This is a genomic window from Homoserinimonas sedimenticola, assembly GCF_026094475.1.
Taxonomy (GTDB): domain Bacteria; phylum Actinomycetota; class Actinomycetes; order Actinomycetales; family Microbacteriaceae; genus Homoserinimonas; species Homoserinimonas sedimenticola.
Genome location: NZ_JAPELL010000001.1, coordinates 1,378,790 through 1,394,381, shown reverse-complemented (window position 1 = coordinate 1,394,381; position 15,592 = coordinate 1,378,790). Strand labels below are relative to the sequence as shown.

Annotated in this window: 13 protein-coding genes and 3 tRNA genes; 5 read left to right on the top strand and 11 right to left on the bottom strand. The window is 67.4% G+C overall.

The annotated features are described in order from the left end of the window. The first annotated feature begins 7 nt into the window (after nt 1-7). Complete coding sequence (locus OH146_RS06525; RefSeq protein ID WP_265158660.1) at nt 8-442, top strand: GNAT family N-acetyltransferase; 435 nt, start codon at nt 8-10, stop codon at nt 440-442. Between the two features lie 103 nt (nt 443-545). Here OH146_RS06525 and OH146_RS06520 read toward each other — a convergent pair whose 3' ends face one another. From OH146_RS06520 to OH146_RS06500, 5 genes are all read right to left on the bottom strand, one after another. After that, entirely contained in the window at nt 546-1,028 is a 483-nt protein-coding gene (locus tag OH146_RS06520) for an HtaA domain-containing protein (RefSeq protein WP_265158658.1), read from the bottom strand. Between the two features lie 15 nt (nt 1,029-1,043). Next, nucleotides 1,044-1,652, bottom strand: coding sequence for a DUF305 domain-containing protein (locus OH146_RS06515; protein WP_265158656.1), 609 nt, complete (start codon nt 1,650-1,652; stop codon nt 1,044-1,046). A 151-nt stretch (nt 1,653-1,803) separates the two neighbouring features. Further along, a tRNA-Phe gene (locus OH146_RS06510) sits at nt 1,804-1,876 on the bottom strand. A gap of 69 nt (nt 1,877-1,945) precedes the next feature. Further along, nucleotides 1,946-2,019 (bottom strand) — tRNA-Asp (locus OH146_RS06505). 22 nt (nt 2,020-2,041) lie between these two features. After that, nucleotides 2,042-2,114, bottom strand: a tRNA-Glu gene (locus OH146_RS06500). 161 nt (nt 2,115-2,275) lie between these two features. Here OH146_RS06500 and OH146_RS06495 point away from each other — a divergent pair. Both OH146_RS06495 and OH146_RS06490 read left to right on the top strand, forming a co-directional pair. After that, nucleotides 2,276-3,460, top strand: a complete 1,185-nt coding sequence (locus OH146_RS06495; protein WP_265158654.1) for a peptidoglycan DD-metalloendopeptidase family protein — start codon at nt 2,276-2,278, stop codon at nt 3,458-3,460. A 171-nt stretch (nt 3,461-3,631) separates the two neighbouring features. Beyond that, nucleotides 3,632-4,900: a M23 family metallopeptidase gene (locus OH146_RS06490; protein WP_265158652.1), complete on the top strand. Its 1,269-nt coding sequence runs from the start codon at nt 3,632-3,634 to the stop codon at nt 4,898-4,900. Between the two features lie 55 nt (nt 4,901-4,955). Here OH146_RS06490 and ppa read toward each other — a convergent pair whose 3' ends face one another. Next, a complete protein-coding gene (gene ppa, locus OH146_RS06485; RefSeq protein WP_265158650.1) occupies nt 4,956-5,450 on the bottom strand; it encodes an inorganic diphosphatase in 495 nt (164 codons plus the stop codon). A gap of 47 nt (nt 5,451-5,497) precedes the next feature. Between ppa and tilS the strand changes: the two genes are divergently transcribed. Both tilS and hpt read left to right on the top strand, forming a co-directional pair. Further along, on the top strand, nt 5,498-6,589 hold the full coding sequence (gene tilS / locus OH146_RS06480) for a tRNA lysidine(34) synthetase TilS (protein ID WP_265158648.1): 1,092 nt from the start codon (nt 5,498-5,500) through the stop codon (nt 6,587-6,589). A gap of 2 nt (nt 6,590-6,591) precedes the next feature. Further along, nucleotides 6,592-7,143: a hypoxanthine phosphoribosyltransferase gene (gene hpt, locus OH146_RS06475; protein ID WP_265158646.1), complete on the top strand. Its 552-nt coding sequence runs from the start codon at nt 6,592-6,594 to the stop codon at nt 7,141-7,143. Nucleotides 7,144-7,185: 42 nt separating this feature from the next. Here the strand turns inward: hpt and OH146_RS13730 are convergent, their stop codons facing one another. The 5 genes from OH146_RS13730 to OH146_RS06445 form a co-directional block, all read right to left on the bottom strand. Further along, nucleotides 7,186-9,435, bottom strand: coding sequence for a glycosyl hydrolase 53 family protein (locus OH146_RS13730; RefSeq protein WP_308214943.1), 2,250 nt, complete (start codon nt 9,433-9,435; stop codon nt 7,186-7,188). Between the two features lie 162 nt (nt 9,436-9,597). Then, nucleotides 9,598-10,491, bottom strand: a complete 894-nt coding sequence (locus OH146_RS06460) for a sugar ABC transporter permease (RefSeq protein WP_265160686.1) — start codon at nt 10,489-10,491, stop codon at nt 9,598-9,600. Beyond that, on the bottom strand, nt 10,491-12,095 hold the full coding sequence (locus OH146_RS06455) for an ABC transporter permease subunit (protein ID WP_265158644.1): 1,605 nt from the start codon (nt 12,093-12,095) through the stop codon (nt 10,491-10,493). Before OH146_RS06455 ends, OH146_RS06460 begins: the two co-directional genes overlap by 1 nt. 62 nt (nt 12,096-12,157) lie before the next feature. Beyond that, nucleotides 12,158-13,375 (bottom strand): sugar ABC transporter substrate-binding protein, encoded by a 1,218-nt coding sequence (locus tag OH146_RS06450; protein ID WP_265158642.1) that lies wholly within the window; start codon nt 13,373-13,375, stop codon nt 12,158-12,160. A gap of 111 nt (nt 13,376-13,486) precedes the next feature. Beyond that, the gene (locus OH146_RS06445) at nt 13,487-15,535 is read right to left on the bottom strand and encodes a beta-galactosidase (protein ID WP_265158640.1); all 2,049 of its coding nucleotides are present in this window, start codon (nt 15,533-15,535) and stop codon (nt 13,487-13,489) included. Nucleotides 15,536-15,592: the final 57 nt, after the last annotated feature.

The following is a 15,592-nucleotide window of genomic DNA, read 5'->3' as shown; positions in this document are numbered from 1 at the left end:
TCGAGGGATGCCCATCCGCTTCCACTCCGCCCCCACCAGCGACCTCGCGGCCGAGGCGCTCTACCGCATCCTCTGGCTCCGCAGCGCCGTCTTCGTGGTCGAACAGGAGGCCGCCTACGACGACATCGACGGCCGGGACCTCGAGCCGGGCACCGTCCAGTTCTGGGCGGAAGAGGAGGGCGAAGTGCTCTCGACCCTGCGCGTGCTGGTCGATCCTGAGGGGATGCGCATCGGGCGGGTCGCGACAGCGGCCTCCGCGCGAGGCCGGGGCCTGTCGGGGAGGTTGATGACGGATGCCATCGCGCGCTGCGAGGGCCGAAGCATCCGTCTCGACGCCCAGGCGCACCTTGAGGGCTGGTACGGCGCGTTCGGCTTCCGCACCTGCGGCCCCGGGTTCGAGGAGGACGGGATCCCGCACGTGCCCATGCGGCGGCCGGCCTAACCCGGCCGCCGCGGCACGTTCTGCAGGAGATTCTGCGTGACACGCCGCCGAGGGGTGCGCCTATGCGGCGTGCCGCGCAAAATCTCCTCCCGAAGGCCCGGAGCTAGAGGTCGCGGATGCGCAGGGTCGCGGGGTCGAAGGGCTCTCCCGCGCCATACACCCCGTTGAAGAGCGGACCCGCCTCGGGCAGCATCCGCGTCTCGATGTCGCGCCACACGATCAGCTCGCCCTCCACGCCTGTCTCGGCGGGGCCGAGCGCGACGAGCGGAACGCGCCCCGTCGCCCCCGTGTCGACACTCACGACCGCACCCCGCTCATCGGATTCGAGCCACGGCTCGGCAAGCATCAGATCGAGCGCACCGAAGTGGCCCGTGAACCGCACGCTCCCGCCGAAACGGAGGGTGCCGCGGGCGGTCGCCAACTCGAAGTCTCCCTGGTCGAGGAGGGGAAAGAACACCAGGCCGTCGACGGATGCCGCAGCCGGCGACACCCGCACCTCGCCGCCGCCCATCGTGACGTAGCGCACGAAGCTCGCCTTGACGCCCCACGCGAGGCCCGGGCCCGTGGCATCCGCTGGTTCCTGCATGCTGCGAGCCTAGGCTCAGCCTGCGCAGCGGCGAAGCGCCTCTCCGGTGAAGTCGGGCACGGGGCGGGATTCGGCTTCCTCAGCCGTCGCGGCGATGCCGTTCTTGGCGATGTCCTCGATCAACCAGTCCATTTCGGCAATCTCGCGCTTCTGCGCCTCACTGATCTCGACGGCCAGCTGGCACACTCGCACGTCTTCGATCTGCGCTCGCTCCGAGCGGGTGATCGCGAGCGAGTGATGGGGAATCATGGCCCGCATGAACGCGGTGCCGTCGACCGTGACCTGGCTGCGGTCGAGGAAGACCCCGCCGCCGATCAGCAGCACGCTGACCGCGACGACCGCGATATTCGCCTTCGTGTTCTTGTACATGTTGAGCATCCAGGCGAGCATGACGAGTCCCATGGTGCCGCCCATCGTGATGGCCATGAAGATGCGGCTCTCGCTGAAGCGGATGTGCCCCCACTCCCACGAGCCCACGAACATGACCCAGTACATGACGACCATGCCAGTGAGGATCATGGCGCCGAAGCGCAAGTACATCTTGCCGCCGCCGTGCATGCCGCCGCCGTGCTTCTCGTGCTGCTTCTGCTCGTGCTCGTGCTCGTGCTCGTGCTGGTTGCTCATGGTGCCCTCCTCGTCGCGGATGTCACGTGCTCGGCTTTGCGCCCGATGGTGTGAACGGTACGGCGGGAGTCACCGGGCGCGACAGGGTGTATCGGCGAAAAGGGCATGAAAAAGGCCCCAGTCCCATGTAGAAGCTAGGAACTAGGGCCAGTGGCTCCGACCGGCGTCGATCCGGTGACCTTTCGATTTTCAGTCGAACGCTCTACCAACTGAGCTACAGAGCCGTGCTCTCATCTGGCTGTCACCCCAGATGAATAAGGCACGGCACACTGGCGAGAGTGAACCGTGCCTTGCGACCCTGACCGGACTTGAACCGGCGACCTCCGCCGTGACAGGGCGGCGCGCTAACCAACTGCGCCACAGGGCCTTGCTTATTCAATTGTGTTTTGTGACCCCAACGGGATTCGAACCCGTGCTGCCGCCGTGAAAGGGCGGTGTCCTAGGCCACTAAACGATGGGGCCGTGAAGCGAGCTTCTTGCCTACCGAACGATAAGCATACGGATGCCGCGCCAATTTACCAAACCGAACATCCGTCATCCTTGCCGCACGCGACTGGGGCGAGTTGCTCCCGGACAGGAGGGCGGCTCCGCGCTACATTTCTTGCATGACGAGGGGACCACGGATGTCGCGTGTCCGACCCCTGCTCGCGACCCTCGCCGCCGCGACCCTGCTCGTGACGGGCGCGGTCGTGGGCACCCCAGGCCCTGCCTGGGCGGCGAACTACCCGAGCTGGGACGACGTGCTCGGCGCGCGTGCGAGCGAGGCGGCGAAGGCTGCCGAGGTGACCCGGCTCGAGGGGCTGCTCACGCAGCTGGAGGCCGACGTCAAGGCCAAGGAGAAGGTCGCCAAGCAGAAGGGCGACGAATACTTCGAGGCCCAGCAGGCCTACGACGAGGCCGCGTTCAAGGCGCAGCAGCTTCAGGAGCAGGCCGACACTGCACAGCTGCAGGCGGAGGAGTCGATGCTGCAGGCGGGGCAGCTCGCGGCGCGCACGCAGCGCGCGGGAGGTGCCGACATCACCGCGACCCTCCTCTTCGGGCAGGGAAGCGCTGACAACCTTCTCGGCCAACTGGGCATGGCATCGAAGGTGAGTGAGCAGTCAAGCGGTGTCTTCGCGAAGGCGAAGCAGGATCAGAACACGGCCCAGTCGCTCACCGACCAGGCGAACCTCGCGAAGGCCGCCCTCGAGGAGCTCGCGGCTGTCGCGCAGCGCAAGATGGAGGAGGCGCAGGCCGCCGCGGATGCCGCATTCGCCGCCCTCGAGGAACAGCAGGATCACAAGGCGCGGCTGCAGGCACAGCTGGCAACCCTCAAGGAGAACCGCCTCGCGACCGAGGCGGAGTACACGGCAGGCATCAAGGCGCTGTGGGGCGAGGGTGCTGCCGGTGTCGTCTCGGCGACGGGTTGGGCTCGCCCCTCCGCCGGGTACATCTCGAGCGGCTATGGCTGGCGCGTGCCCCCGAAAAGTGGCGCGAGTTCACTGCACGGCGGCATCGATCTGGCGCCCGGTTGCAATGCCCCCATCTTCGCCGCCCACTCGGGCACGGTCGAGTACGCGGGGTGGAATGGTGGCTACGGCTACTACATTCGCATCAACCACGGCGACGGCACTTCGAGCGCCTACGGGCACATCGTCGCGGGCGGCATCCGCGTGAGTGCGGGCCAGCGCGTCGGCCCCGGCCAGCTCATCGCCCACGTCGGCACGACGGGCACCTCCACGGGGTGCCACCTGCACTTCGAGGTGCGTGTGGGGGGCGCCACGACCGACCCCGCGACGTTCCTGCGCGGCCAGGGCGTGAGCATCTGAGCGCTCCGTACTAACCCCCGGCAGGCGGCATCCGATAGTCCTCTGAGCGGATGCCGCGTCCTCCCCGCGGCGAGAAACCCTTGCCATCGCGCCCCGAGTTGCTATTGTTACTTGTGTTAACAGTGTTACGGGGGATACCACTGTGATCGCTGACGCGGGATACGGGGAAGAATGAAGCACCACAGCACGGGGACGCGTCGTTCTCGCATCGTCATCGCGACGCTCGCCGTCCTCGGCGTGCTGCTCACGGGAGGCGTGCTCGCCCCCGTCGTGCCCGCCGCCCACGCCGCCGACTACCCCAGCTGGCAGGACGTGCTCAACTCGCGCGCCAGCGAGGCCGCCAAGAAGGCCGAGATCGCCCGGCTCGAGCGCCTGCTCGCGCAGCTCGAGGCCAACGTCGCCGCCACCGAGGCGGAGGCGATGGCGAAGGGCGACGAGTTCATCGCCGCCCAGCAGGCCTACGACGAAGCCGCCTACAAGTACGCGACGCTCGAGGAGCAGGTCGCCGAGGCGCGTGCCACCGCCGAGGAGTCGATGACGCGCGCAGGCCAGCTCGCTGCCCGGCTGCAGCGCGTCGGCTCCAACGACCTCACGGCCACCCTGCTCTTCACCGACTCCGACGACCTTCTGGGTCAGCTCGGGCGCGCCGACAAGATCGGCGAACAGTCCAACGGGCTCTTCGCGAAGGCGAAGCGTGACGAGAACGCGGCGCAGGCACTCAGCGACCAGGCTAAGGTCGCCGAGGAGGCCCTCGCCGTGCTTGCCGCCGAGGCCGAGGTCGCGATGATCGAGGCGCAGCAAGCAGCGGATGCCGCGAACGCCGCCCTCGAGGAGCAGGCAGGCAACCGCGAACGGCTCGAGGCCCAGCTGAGCGTGCTGCGCGAGAACCGCGCCGCGACCGAGGCGGACTACGCGATCGGCGAGCAGATCCGCCTTGCGGAGGAGGCGCGCCGCAGGGCCGCCGAGGAGGAGGCCCGCCGCAAGGCCGCCGAGGAGGCAGCCAAGAACAACCAGGGCGGCACCCCCACGGCATCCGGTTGGGTGCGTCCCTCGGGCGGCTACATCTCCAGCAGCTACGGATGGCGCATCCCGCCCACGAGCGGAGCCAGCTCGCTTCACGGCGGCGTCGACCTCGCCCCCGGCTGCGGTGCCCCCATCTACGCGGCCACCTCCGGCACCGTTGTCTTCGCGGGCATGAGTGGCGGCTACGGCAACTACGTCAAGATCAACCACGGCGGCGGCGCCCAGACGGCCTACGCGCACATCCGTCCCGGCGGCATCGCTGTCGCCTACGGGCAGTGGGTCAACGCGGGCCAGGTCATCGCCTACGTCGGCACGACCGGGACCTCGACCGGCTGCCACCTGCACTTCGAAGTGCGGGTGAACGGCGTGACGACCGACCCCGTGCCGTTCCTGCGGGCGCGCGGCGTCGGCATCTAGACGACGAGACGTAAAGGGGCGGGCCGCAGTTGCGACCCGCCCCTTCACGTTGCGACTAGTGCCCGGCGGGCGGAACGTAGTTCGCGTATCCGCCCTGCACGATCTCCTCGGCCTCGGCGACATCGCCCCAGCCCTCGGTCTTGACCCACTTGCCGGGCTCGAGGTCCTTGTAGTGCTCGAAGAAGTGCTCGATCTCCTTGCGCTTGTACTCGGGGATGTCGTTCACATCCTGGATGTGCTCCCAGCGCGGGTCCTTCGCGGCGACAGCGATGACCTTGGCGTCGCTGCCGCCGTCATCCGTCATCTTGAAGACGCCGACGGGGCGCACGCGCATCTGGATGCCGGGGAAGAGCGGGTACTCGCCGAGCACGAGCACGTCGACGGGGTCACCGTCGTCGGCGAGGGTGTTCTCGAAGAAGCCGTAGTCGGTGGGGTAGGCCATGGGGGTGTAGAGCACGCGGTCGAGCACGATGCGACCGGTCTCGTGGTCGATCTCGTACTTGTTGCGGCTGCCCTTGGGCACCTCGATGATGACGTCGTAGTCGGGCATGGGGCTCCTGCTCCTCGGTTCGGCGAATGCTGGAATAACGTTACTGGATGCACCCTCGCCGCCCCCGACTGACTCCTGCCATCGCGGACGTGCGGCGGGGCGTGCGCGCATCCCTCGCAGTCGTCGGCGAGGGGCGGCTCGTGCTCGTCGCCCTGAGCGGCGGCCCCGACTCGCTCGCCCTCGCGGCGGCGACCGCGTTCGAGGCGCCGCGGGCCGGCCTACGCGCCGGTGCCATCGTGATCGACCACGGGCTGCAGGAGGGCTCCGCGGATGTCGCGGCGCAGGCCGCGCGGCAGGCCAGCGAGCTCGGACTCGACCCCGTGGTGGTGCGTCGGGTGGAGGTGGCCTCCGGCGGCGGGCCCGAGGCGGCAGCCCGTGCGGCACGGTATGCGGGCCTCGCGGCGGTCGCGGCTGAGCTCGCGGCATCCGCAGTGCTTCTCGGCCACACCCTCGACGACCAGGCGGAGACCGTGCTGCTCGGCCTCGCCCGGGGTAGCGGCCCCCGCAGTCTCGCGGGCATGGCGCCGCGCGCCGAGCTGCCGCCCGCCACAGCTGAGGGGCGGCAAATTCACGCTCCCGGGGGGCACGAAGGTGAATTCGGCGTCCCTCATGACGCGATTGCCCTAGTGAGGCCCCTGCTGGGGCTGCGGCGAACAACAACAGTGCAGGCTTGTGCCGACGCCGGGCTCGAACCCTGGGACGACCCCCACAACACGGATGCCGCGTATTCCCGCGTGCGCGTGCGGCACGACGTGCTCCCCGTGCTCGAGCGGGAGCTCGGCCCCGGCGTCGCAGAAGCCCTCGCGCGCACGGCCGAGCAGCTGCGTGAGGACGCCGACGCGCTCGACACCTTCGCACTCGAGCAGATCGAGGAACTCGCCGAGCCTGCCGAGGCGGGGCTCTCGCTGCCCGTCGCGGCGCTCGCGGCCAACCCGCCCGCCCTGCGGCACCGGCTCATCCGTCTCGCCGTCGCGGCCGAGTTCGGCCGCTCGCTCTCCCGCGCGCACACGCTCGAGATCGCCCGGCTCGTCGACGACTGGCACGGACAGGATGCTCTCCACCTTCCCGGCGTTAGGGTGGAACGCACGGGAGGTCGCATTCACTTCAGCGCGGCCGGGCACGAGGGCGACGAGGAGTAGGCATGGAATCGAGCGAGATCGCGGACGACCTCAGCACGGTGCTCATCACGCAGGAGCAGATCCACGAGAAGATCGCCGAACTCTCGCGCCGGATCGAGGCGGACTACGCCGACGAGAAGCTGCTGCTCGTGGGAGTGCTCAAGGGTGCCGTCATGGTGATGGCCGACCTCGCTCGCGAACTCAAGCTACCCCTCGAGATGGATTGGATGGCGGTGTCGTCCTATGGCTCGGGCACCAAGTCCTCGGGCGTCGTGCGCATCCTCAAGGACCTCGACTCCGACCTGACGGGTCGCAAGGTGCTCATCGTCGAGGACATCATCGACTCGGGGCTGACCCTCTCGTGGCTGCGGGCCAACCTCGAGAGCCGGGGTGCGGCATCCGTCGAGATCTGCACCCTGCTTCGCAAGCCCGATGCCGCGAAGGTCGAGGTGGATGTTCGCTACGTGGGTTTCGAGATCCCCAATGAGTTCGTCGTCGGCTACGGCCTCGACTACGCCGAGAAGTACCGCAACCTGCGCGACATCGGCGTGCTTGCGCCGCACGTCTACAGCTGATGCTGGTGGGCGCCCGCGCGTAAGCGGGGCGCCCACCAGTGCTCACACGAGATCCGCGCGTCGCCGCATCGTCCATCGCCGCACCGCGACGGTCGCTGTGCCGAGGAGGATCAACGCCAGGCCCCATCCGATCGCGCCCCCCGGCTCGGTGCCCGTCGCGGCGAGCCGTGCGAGCACCGTGAGGTCGCTGAAGACCGAACCGCTGCTGGCGCCGCGGAGTTCGAGCCGGTGCATCCCCGGCGTCACCGCCGCCGGAATCATGACAGTCGTGGCGTAGGCGCCGCCCGCGCTCGCTCTCCCGGTCGCGAGGAGCACGGGTGTCGAGTTCAGCCAGACCTCGACGCGCTCGTGGGGGGCGAATCCAGCGGCCGTGATCGATACCGAACCGCCGCGAGCGACTGTGCCGGTCGAGAGTGTGACGCTCGGTTTCTCCACGGCTGGTTCTGGCTCGGGCTTCGGCCCCGGTTCTCCACCGCTTCCCGGCACTAGCCGCAGTACGACGTCGTCGATCGTTCCCCACGCGCCGGCGCTGAGCTCGGCGCTGATCGTGACGGTCGCCGTTCCTTCCTCCGTCACAATGACGGGCCCCGTCGTGGGCGTGGACCACGCCTGCCACCCGTCCATCGCGAAGGGCGCGGATGCCGAGCGATCCCCGCTGTCGAGGGTGATGGTGACGGCGTCGTCATGCCCCTCGCCATCTCCCTGCAAGGACGCGGATGCCACGTACTCGCCGGGCGCGAGCCCCGTGACCGTCTGCGACACCGTGAAGCTGTAGGCGGCATCGGAGTAGAAGTGGGTCGACCGGGTTCCCGTGCGGGGGTCGCTGGTGGAGCCGACAGTCACGCCGGTGCCCGTCGTTGTCCACATCGTTGTCGGGGTGCTCTCAAAGCCCGGGTTCTGCAGCAGGTTACGGGCGGTCACGACAATCGTTGCGACGGTCGGATGGCCGCCGCTCGTCACGCCGGCGATGCTGTAGGTGCCCGCCGTCGTGATGGTGTCGACCGTCGCATCCCAGTCGACCGACTGCGCCTCCACCGTGCCATCGTTGTAGGTGATGTCGACGGTCGGCGGAAGGCTGATCTGCTCGCCCTCCTCCACAGTGAGGGAGACGGTGCCCACTGCTGAGACCTCGCGGGGCGCCGTCGCTCCCGTGCGGGCGTAGGAGAAGACGTTGAGCGATTCGAGTGGGGTGCCGTCGTAGCCGAATAGCGCCTGATTCTCCCACGCTGAGCCGCCGAACCACTGCCCGGCGTCTTCCGGGTCGTACTCGCCCGCAAAACTGGTGGCCCAGCCTGAGCCATCCCGCTCCCAAAGAACGCGGTTTGCTTCGACCTCCGAGGGGGAGCCGACGGGGAGCCACGCCGGTTCCCAGTAGTAGACCCCGATTCCCGCGTCGCGGACTGCGGCGACTGCGGCAATGACGTCGCGCACGGCTGTAGCCTGCCCCTGCACGCTCACGGGGTACGCGGTCGCCTCGCTCGGCAGGTCGATGACATTGCCATGCCCGTCCCCGTCCTCGAGCGTGTGTGCCCAGGATGTCTCTGCGATCATGACCTGCTTGTTGTAGGTGTCGGCGACATCCCGCAGCACTGACGTGAGGTTGGTGAGCGAGCCGTGCCAGAAGGGGTAGTACGACGACGCGAAGACGTCGTAGTCGACGCCTCGCTCGTGAAGATTGGCCGCGTATCCGGCGTAGCGACCGGCTGTCTCCGGGTTGGTGAAGTGCAGGGCGACGAGCGCGTCGGGCAGCACGCTGCGCACTGCGGCGGAGCCGGCCGAGAACACCTGCGCCATCCCGTCCCAGCCACTGACCCCCGCGACAGCATTGTTGGTCTCGTTGCCGACCTGCACCATGCGGATGTCAACGCCCGCGGCGACGAAGCGCTGCAGGGCATCGCGAGTGAACGCCCCCACCGCGGTCGCCGTCTCCGCGGCAGTCATCCCCTCCCATGCCTTGGGTGCCTTCTGCTTCGCGGGGTCGGCCCAGAAGTCCGAGTAGTGGAAGTCGACGAGCACGCGCAGCCCCGCGGCGGTGGCCCGTTCGCCGATCTCGATCGCTCGCGTGACGTCGACGTTGCCTCCGCCATACCCTCTGCCCTCTCCATCGAAGGGGTCATTCCAGACCCGTACGCGCACATCTGTGATTCCGGCGTCCGCAAGCACGTCGAAGAGATCTGCCGGGTTGCCGTGGGAATCGCGGAAGACGACGCCCGATTCCTCGAGCGAGAGCACGCTCGACACGTCGACACCGTTGATGAAGTCGGCAGGGAGTCCCTCGACTTTATCGACCACGATTCCCGCTTCGACGGGCCCCTGGTCGGCCCCTGCGGCCGGGAGCGGCACCAGTGCCGCCAAGAGTGTGCCGATGAGTAGTGCTACTGGAATGTGCCGCTTGTGCACGAGGTCCTCCGATCGTCGTTGATCTTGCGTGAGCCGCGGACTCGGCCCGTTGGTTTATCCCTTGACCGACCCCTGGGTGAGGCCGCCCACGATGTAGCGCTGAAGCATGAGGAAGAGCACGAGCACCGGTATCGACGCGACCACCGTCCCGGCTGCGAACAGGCCCCACCGCGAGGTCAGCTGGTTCGACACCCACTGGTACATGCCCACAGCGAGCGTCCAGTTCTCCTCGCTCGTGAGCACGATCCTCGCCAGGATGAAGTCGCCGAAGGCAGAGACGAAGGCGAGCAGTGCCACAACGGCGAGCACGGGTGTGACAAGCGGCAGGATGAGCCGCCAGAAGATCTGAGCGTGACTCGCGCCGTCGATCTTCGCCGACTCGTCGATCTCGACCGGAATCGAGTTGAAGAAGCCGTACATGAGGAAGGTGTTGGCACCGAGCGCGCCGCCGAGATACACACAGATGAGCGCGATCTTCGAGTTGATGCCGAGAGCCGGCACCACCTCGCCGATCGCGAGCAACATGAGGAAGATGGCGACGAATGCAACCGTCTGCGGGAACATCTGAATGATGAGCAGCGCCGTGAGGCCCACTCGTCGGCCGCGGAAGCGGTATCGAGAAAACGCATATGCGGCGGCGGCACCCATCATGACGGCACCGAGCGCGGTCGCCCCGCCGATGACGAGGGTGTTGGCCACCCAGGTCCAGAACCGGGTGTCGCTGAGGGCGGCGAAATTCTCGACGGCGAAGGCCGAGAAGAGGTCGCTGCTGCCGGCAAGGCTGCCGCGCGGGTCAACCGCCGCCGAGAGCACGTAGAGCAGAGGGAACACCGCGTAGACGATGATGATCACCGCCACGGGGTACTTCCATCCCACCTCGGCAATCCACCGCGAACGCCGTGCGGCGGAGCGATTCTTCGTCGGCGTCATGGCGGATGGCGGGTTCATCACTGGACCTCCTCCAGCTTGCGGGTCTGCCGGAAGGCCAGTGCAGAGATGATTCCGATCACGACGAAGACAATGATCGACAGTGCGCTTGCCAGTCCGTAGTCGGCGACGCCGCCGGCTACCCCAGAGATGTTGTAGATGGCCGAGATGAGGATGTCGGTCGAGCCGAGTCCCGACGAGCTACCGAGGAAGGCGGGCCCTCCCCCGGTGAGCATGTAGATGATGGTGAAGTTGTTGAAGTTGAAGGCGAATGATGCGATCGCCAGCGGCGCAGTGGAGACAAGGAGCAGGGGGAGCACGATCGACCGGAATCGGCGCCAGCGTCCCGCACCGTCGACTGTCGCGGCTTCGAGCGTCTCGCCCGAGAGTGCCTGGAGTGCGCCCGTGCAGACGAGGAACCAGTAGGGGTAGCTCAACCAGAGGTTGACCCAGAGCACAGCGAGCCGGGCGAGCCAGGGGTCGCCGAGCCAGTTGATGTCGGCGCCGAAGAAGAAAAGGTCGTTGACGACGCCGAACTCTGAGTTCAGCATCCCGCGCCACAGCAGGGCAGACATGAAGGCGGGGAACGCATAGGGCAGGATGAAGAGGGTGCGCAGAAGCCGTCGTCCGCGCACTCGCGGATCGTTGTAGATCATGGCGAACAGGAGCCCGAGCCCAAAACTCGAGGCCACCGTGAGTACGGCGAACGCGAAGGTCCAGAGGGCGACCTCGAGCAGTGGCGCGGCCAGCGTGGCGTCGGTGAAGGCCCGCACGAAGTTTTCGAAGCCGACCCCGACGTACCATCCTGTCGCCAGTCGGCTGCCGTCGCTCGCGACGAAATTGCCGCGGTCGCTCGCCTCGTAGACGACGCCGGTCTCGGTGTCGGTGATGGTGCGCTCCTCGGGTGACCATTCGAGGCTGGAGGTGTAGACGACGCCGGTCGTCCCTTCCCTCGTGCGCACCGAACCGCCGCCCTCGTCGAGGTCGAAAGGCACGCGGAGGCCCACGACCGTGGCCTGCAACTCCTGGTCGGAGAGCACGGATGCTCGGGGCACGACCTCCCAGCCGGGAACCTCGACGGGGGTGCCGGAGCCGTCGACCTCGGCCCCCCGAACCGGTTCGAAGGGGCTGAGCTCCGTGCCGACGAGCACCGTGTCGTCGGCGTTGATGGCGAAGCCGATCTCGCCGGCCTGCTCCACGACGGCCAGCGGGTACGAGGGCGAGTCGGGTAGTCGACGCTCGTCCTGAATGAGCGCCGCTTCGACCGCCTGCTCCATCGAGCCGGCATGGCCGGTGCCGTAGTTGGTGAAGGCCACGTAGCCCGTGTAGCCGAGAGTGAAGATCTGGAACACGAAGAGGAACGTGAGCCCTGGCAACAGATATTTGAGGGGTAGCGCCCGCTTCGTGAAGTAGACGATGTCTGCGACGAGGAGGAGAGCGATGGATGCTCCGAGGATCACCCAGGACTCCGTGCGGTACGCCGTGAGGATCACCGTGAGCCCCAGGGCATTCACGACGGCCATGATCACGAGCTTGACCATGAAGCCCCAGCCGAAGCCTCGCCAGCCGCGCGCGTGCGATTCGTGACGCCCGCTGTCGGGCAGGCGGTCGTCGTCGGTCGCCATGTGATTCCTCTCTTCACGCCGGTGCCGGGGTGGGGCGGCGAGCCCCACCCCGGGTCCGGGTATCAACCGGCGATCGACGCCTGGAGGTCGGTGATCATCTGGTTCCAGGTCGACACCGGCTCGGCGCCATTGATGATCTGCGCCTCCGCCGCGTTCCAGAGATCCCAGACGAGACCCATTTCGGGGATGCTCGGCATCGGCACGCCGTCCTGTGAGGAGGCGAGGAATCCGGCGATGATCGGGTCGGATGCCACCTCCTCGGCCAGGGTGCTGAACGCCGGGATGCGGGGGTCTGCCTCATACAGCGCACGCTGCGCATCCTCGGTCGCGAGGTGGTTGACGAGGAAGTCGGTCGCGAGAAGGGAGTTGTCGCTCTGAGAGCTGAGGTAGAAGCCCTGGACACCCACGAACGGTTTTGCGACCTCACCGCCGGCAGAGGGAATGGGGTTCACCGCGACGTTGACATCGGGAAATGCACTGATTGCCCACGGTCCCTGCACGGTGTAGGGGGCTTTTCCAGAGTTGAAGAGCTCGTTGTTGATGTCGTAGTCGACCGTCGTGGAGAGGTAGCCGGTGCCGGCCGCGCCGTTGGCGTGGAGCCACTGTGCAAAGGCCTCACCCTCCGGACCGCCCATCCCGACCTCAGTCGTGTATGAGCCGCTGTCGTCCTGCACGAAGACGGGGGCGCCGAACGAGGTCTGGAAGCCGTACATCGTGTAGCCGTCGCCCGTCTCCCCGCCCGTGTTGATGACGAACGGGCGCTCGGTGCCGGCGGCGAGACCGCGCTGGATCATGTCGTCCCAGCTGCTCGGGGCCTCGTCCCCGACAAGGTCGACGTTCTGAATGAGCGCGATCGTCTCGAGCGAGTACGGCAGGGCATAGAGCTGACCGTCGTAGGTCATGGCATCGAGTGCGACCTGCTCGAACTCTTGGGCGGCGTCGCCGAGATCGATGGTGTTGACGACTCCCGCGGTGACGAGGGCGCCAAGCCAGTCGTGCGCTCCGACAGTGATGTCGGGCCCTTCCCCGGTGGGTACCTGAGCGATGAAGTCGTTGCGGAGGTCTTCGAAGTTCTTCTGCACGAGTGTGACCGTTGCGCCGGTCTCTTCTTCGAAGTCGGCCGCAGCGGCGGCGAGAGCAGGTTCGCGTTCCGCGTCGGTCCAGATGACGATCTCGGCGCCGTTGCCGTTCGTGTTCTCGCTACTGTCGTCCGTGGAGCAGCCCGCGAGGATGACGGCAGAGGCCGCGGCAAGGGCGCCGATTCTCAAGTGCTTTCGCATGTTCTTCCTTCCAATGAGGTCGACGCGGCCCGACTCGGATGAGTCGCGTCGTTGCGACCGGGGTGTGCGCCGGAGGATGGCCGGGCGCTGATGTCGTGTGCTGCTCGCACGTCACGATCGGGGGGCGCCACCTCCTTCACGGCTAGGCGCAGTGCGAATGACGGCGACGCTGCCGCCCGCGAGCTCGAGAGTGCCGTCGACCTCGGCGTCGCTCAGCAGCTCGGTGCCCGTGATGCTGAGCCACGCTGGAGCCACTCCGTGGTTGATGGCTACGACATAGTCGTGCTCAGAGCCGTGCCGTGTCACGACCTCCATCTCTTCAGGCAGCGCGGATGTGGGGATGCCCGCGTCGGTGTAGACCCGAGACATCACGGTTCGCAGCTCGGCCACATCGAGCCTCGTGCTCACGTACCAGGCGAAGCCCGCGCCGTGCGCGTTGCGCGTAATGGCGGCTCCGCCGCGAGCGGGGCCGTCGAGGTAGCTGGCCACGGTGTCGGCCCGCGTGACCTCGATGTCTTCCTGCCAGACGTCTGCGGAGAGACGACCCGCGGTCCCGCCGTCGCCGTGCCAGTCGAGCTCGCTACGCACGCCCTCCCTCAGGGGAAGGAACTCCGAGACCCGAAGTCCCAGTGCCTCCTGCAGTGGGGCGGCGTATCCCCCGTCGTGCACTCTGTCGTTCTCGTCGACGATTCCCGAGAAGAACGACACGAGCAGGGTGCCGCCACCGGCGACGTAGCGCGTGAGGTTCGCAGCATCCGCCTCGCTGAGGAGGTACTGCGCTGGCGCCACGACGAGCTTGTAATCGCTGAGATCATGGCCGGGCAGGGCGAAGTCGATTGTGATTCCATCGCGCCACAACCGCTCGTAGTAGGTGCGGATGCGTTCCTGATGCTGCACGTCGACGGAGGGCCGCCATTCGAGGTCTTGCGCCCAGAAGGACTCGAAGTCCCAGAGGATCGCGACATCGGCAGTAACGCGTGAACCGCGCAGTTCCTCAAGCATCCCCAGCTTCGCTCCGAGGTCGACGACCTCCTTCCAGACCCGGGAGCGGGTGCCGCCGTGGGGAAGCATGGCGGAATGGAACTTCTCCGCTCCTGCTCGCGAGGCGCGCCACTGGAAGAAGAGGATCGCGTCAGCCCCGCGAGCCAGATGGCTGAAGGAGTTTCTCGCCATCTCTCCGGGGCGCTTGGCTATGTTGCGCGGCTGCCAGTTCACGGCGGAGGTCGAATGCTCCATGAGGATCCACGGGGCGCCCTTCCCGACAGAACGAGTGAGATCGGCGGCCATTGCGAGGCCCACCTCCCCGTTCTCGTCGGCTGCCCAGAGGTAGTGGTCATCCGAGACGATGTCGAGCTCTGGCGCCCATGCCCAGAGATCGGTGCCCCAACTCTGGTTGGCCATGAAGTTGGTGGTGACGGGTTGCGTCGCGTGCAGGCGAATGGCGTCACGTTCCGCGATGAAGCACTCGCGCAGCTGATGATCCGTGAAGCGAGCGAAATCCAGGCGCTGGGCCGGATTGACCACTGATGGCGCGGCGGCGGGTGCGCCGACGTGAGCCCAGTCGGTGTAGTGCTGGCCCCAGAACGCGGTGCCCCAGGCCCGGTTGAGACCCTCGAGGTCGCCGTAGCGCTTTTCGAGCCACACGCGGAATGCCGCGACAGACTGCGGTGAATAGTCCTCTCCGACGGGCACCCCGTACTCGTTGTGCACGTGCCAGAGCACAACGGCAGGATGCGACGCGTACCGTTCCGCGAGGGCGGAGGCGACGCGCACGATCGCGTCGCGGTAAGCCGTCGAGGAGTGCGATGCCATGCCCCGCGAGCCGAAACCCATGACAGTGCCGTCTCGGGTGATGACACGGGCTTCCGGATGCGCGGCGAAGAACCAGGCCGGTGGCGAGGCAGTGGGGGTGCCGAGGTCGACCGCAATGCCGCTCTCGTGCAGGAGGTCGAGCACGTCGTCGAGCCACGAGAAGTCGAAGATTCCCTCGCTCGTCTCGATGAGCGCCCACGAGAAGATACCCACGCTGACGAGGTTTACGCCTGCCTCGCGCATGAGCGCGACATCTTCGCGCCACACCGCGCGCGGCCACTGCTCAGGGTTGTAGTCGCCGCCGTAGGCGATGCCGCTGAGATCGGGCCAAGGGGTATTCGGGTTCATGACGCTCCATCGGATCATGGCTGTGACCGGTCCCAGTCTGCGAGTGAGGGTGAACTC

Coding starts and splice junctions, on each gene's coding strand:
- ppa (WP_265158650.1), bottom strand. CDS start 5,450: ATGCCCGACTACGACGTCATCATCGAGGTGCCCAAGGGCAGCCGCAAC.
- tilS (WP_265158648.1), top strand. CDS start 5,498: ATGCACCCTCGCCGCCCCCGACTGACTCCTGCCATCGCGGACGTGCGG.
- OH146_RS06450 (WP_265158642.1), bottom strand. CDS start 13,375: ATGCGAAAGCACTTGAGAATCGGCGCCCTTGCCGCGGCCTCTGCCGTC.
- OH146_RS06445 (WP_265158640.1), bottom strand. CDS start 15,535: ATGAACCCGAATACCCCTTGGCCCGATCTCAGCGGCATCGCCTACGGC.
- OH146_RS06520 (WP_265158658.1), bottom strand. CDS start 1,028: ATGCAGGAACCAGCGGATGCCACGGGCCCGGGCCTCGCGTGGGGCGTC.
- OH146_RS06515 (WP_265158656.1), bottom strand. CDS start 1,652: ATGAGCAACCAGCACGAGCACGAGCACGAGCACGAGCAGAAGCAGCAC.
- hpt (WP_265158646.1), top strand. CDS start 6,592: ATGGAATCGAGCGAGATCGCGGACGACCTCAGCACGGTGCTCATCACG.
- OH146_RS06455 (WP_265158644.1), bottom strand. CDS start 12,095: ATGGCGACCGACGACGACCGCCTGCCCGACAGCGGGCGTCACGAATCG.
- OH146_RS06495 (WP_265158654.1), top strand. CDS start 2,276: ATGTCGCGTGTCCGACCCCTGCTCGCGACCCTCGCCGCCGCGACCCTG.
- OH146_RS06460 (WP_265160686.1), bottom strand. CDS start 10,491: ATGAACCCGCCATCCGCCATGACGCCGACGAAGAATCGCTCCGCCGCA.
- OH146_RS06525 (WP_265158660.1), top strand. CDS start 8: ATGCCCATCCGCTTCCACTCCGCCCCCACCAGCGACCTCGCGGCCGAG.
- OH146_RS06490 (WP_265158652.1), top strand. CDS start 3,632: ATGAAGCACCACAGCACGGGGACGCGTCGTTCTCGCATCGTCATCGCG.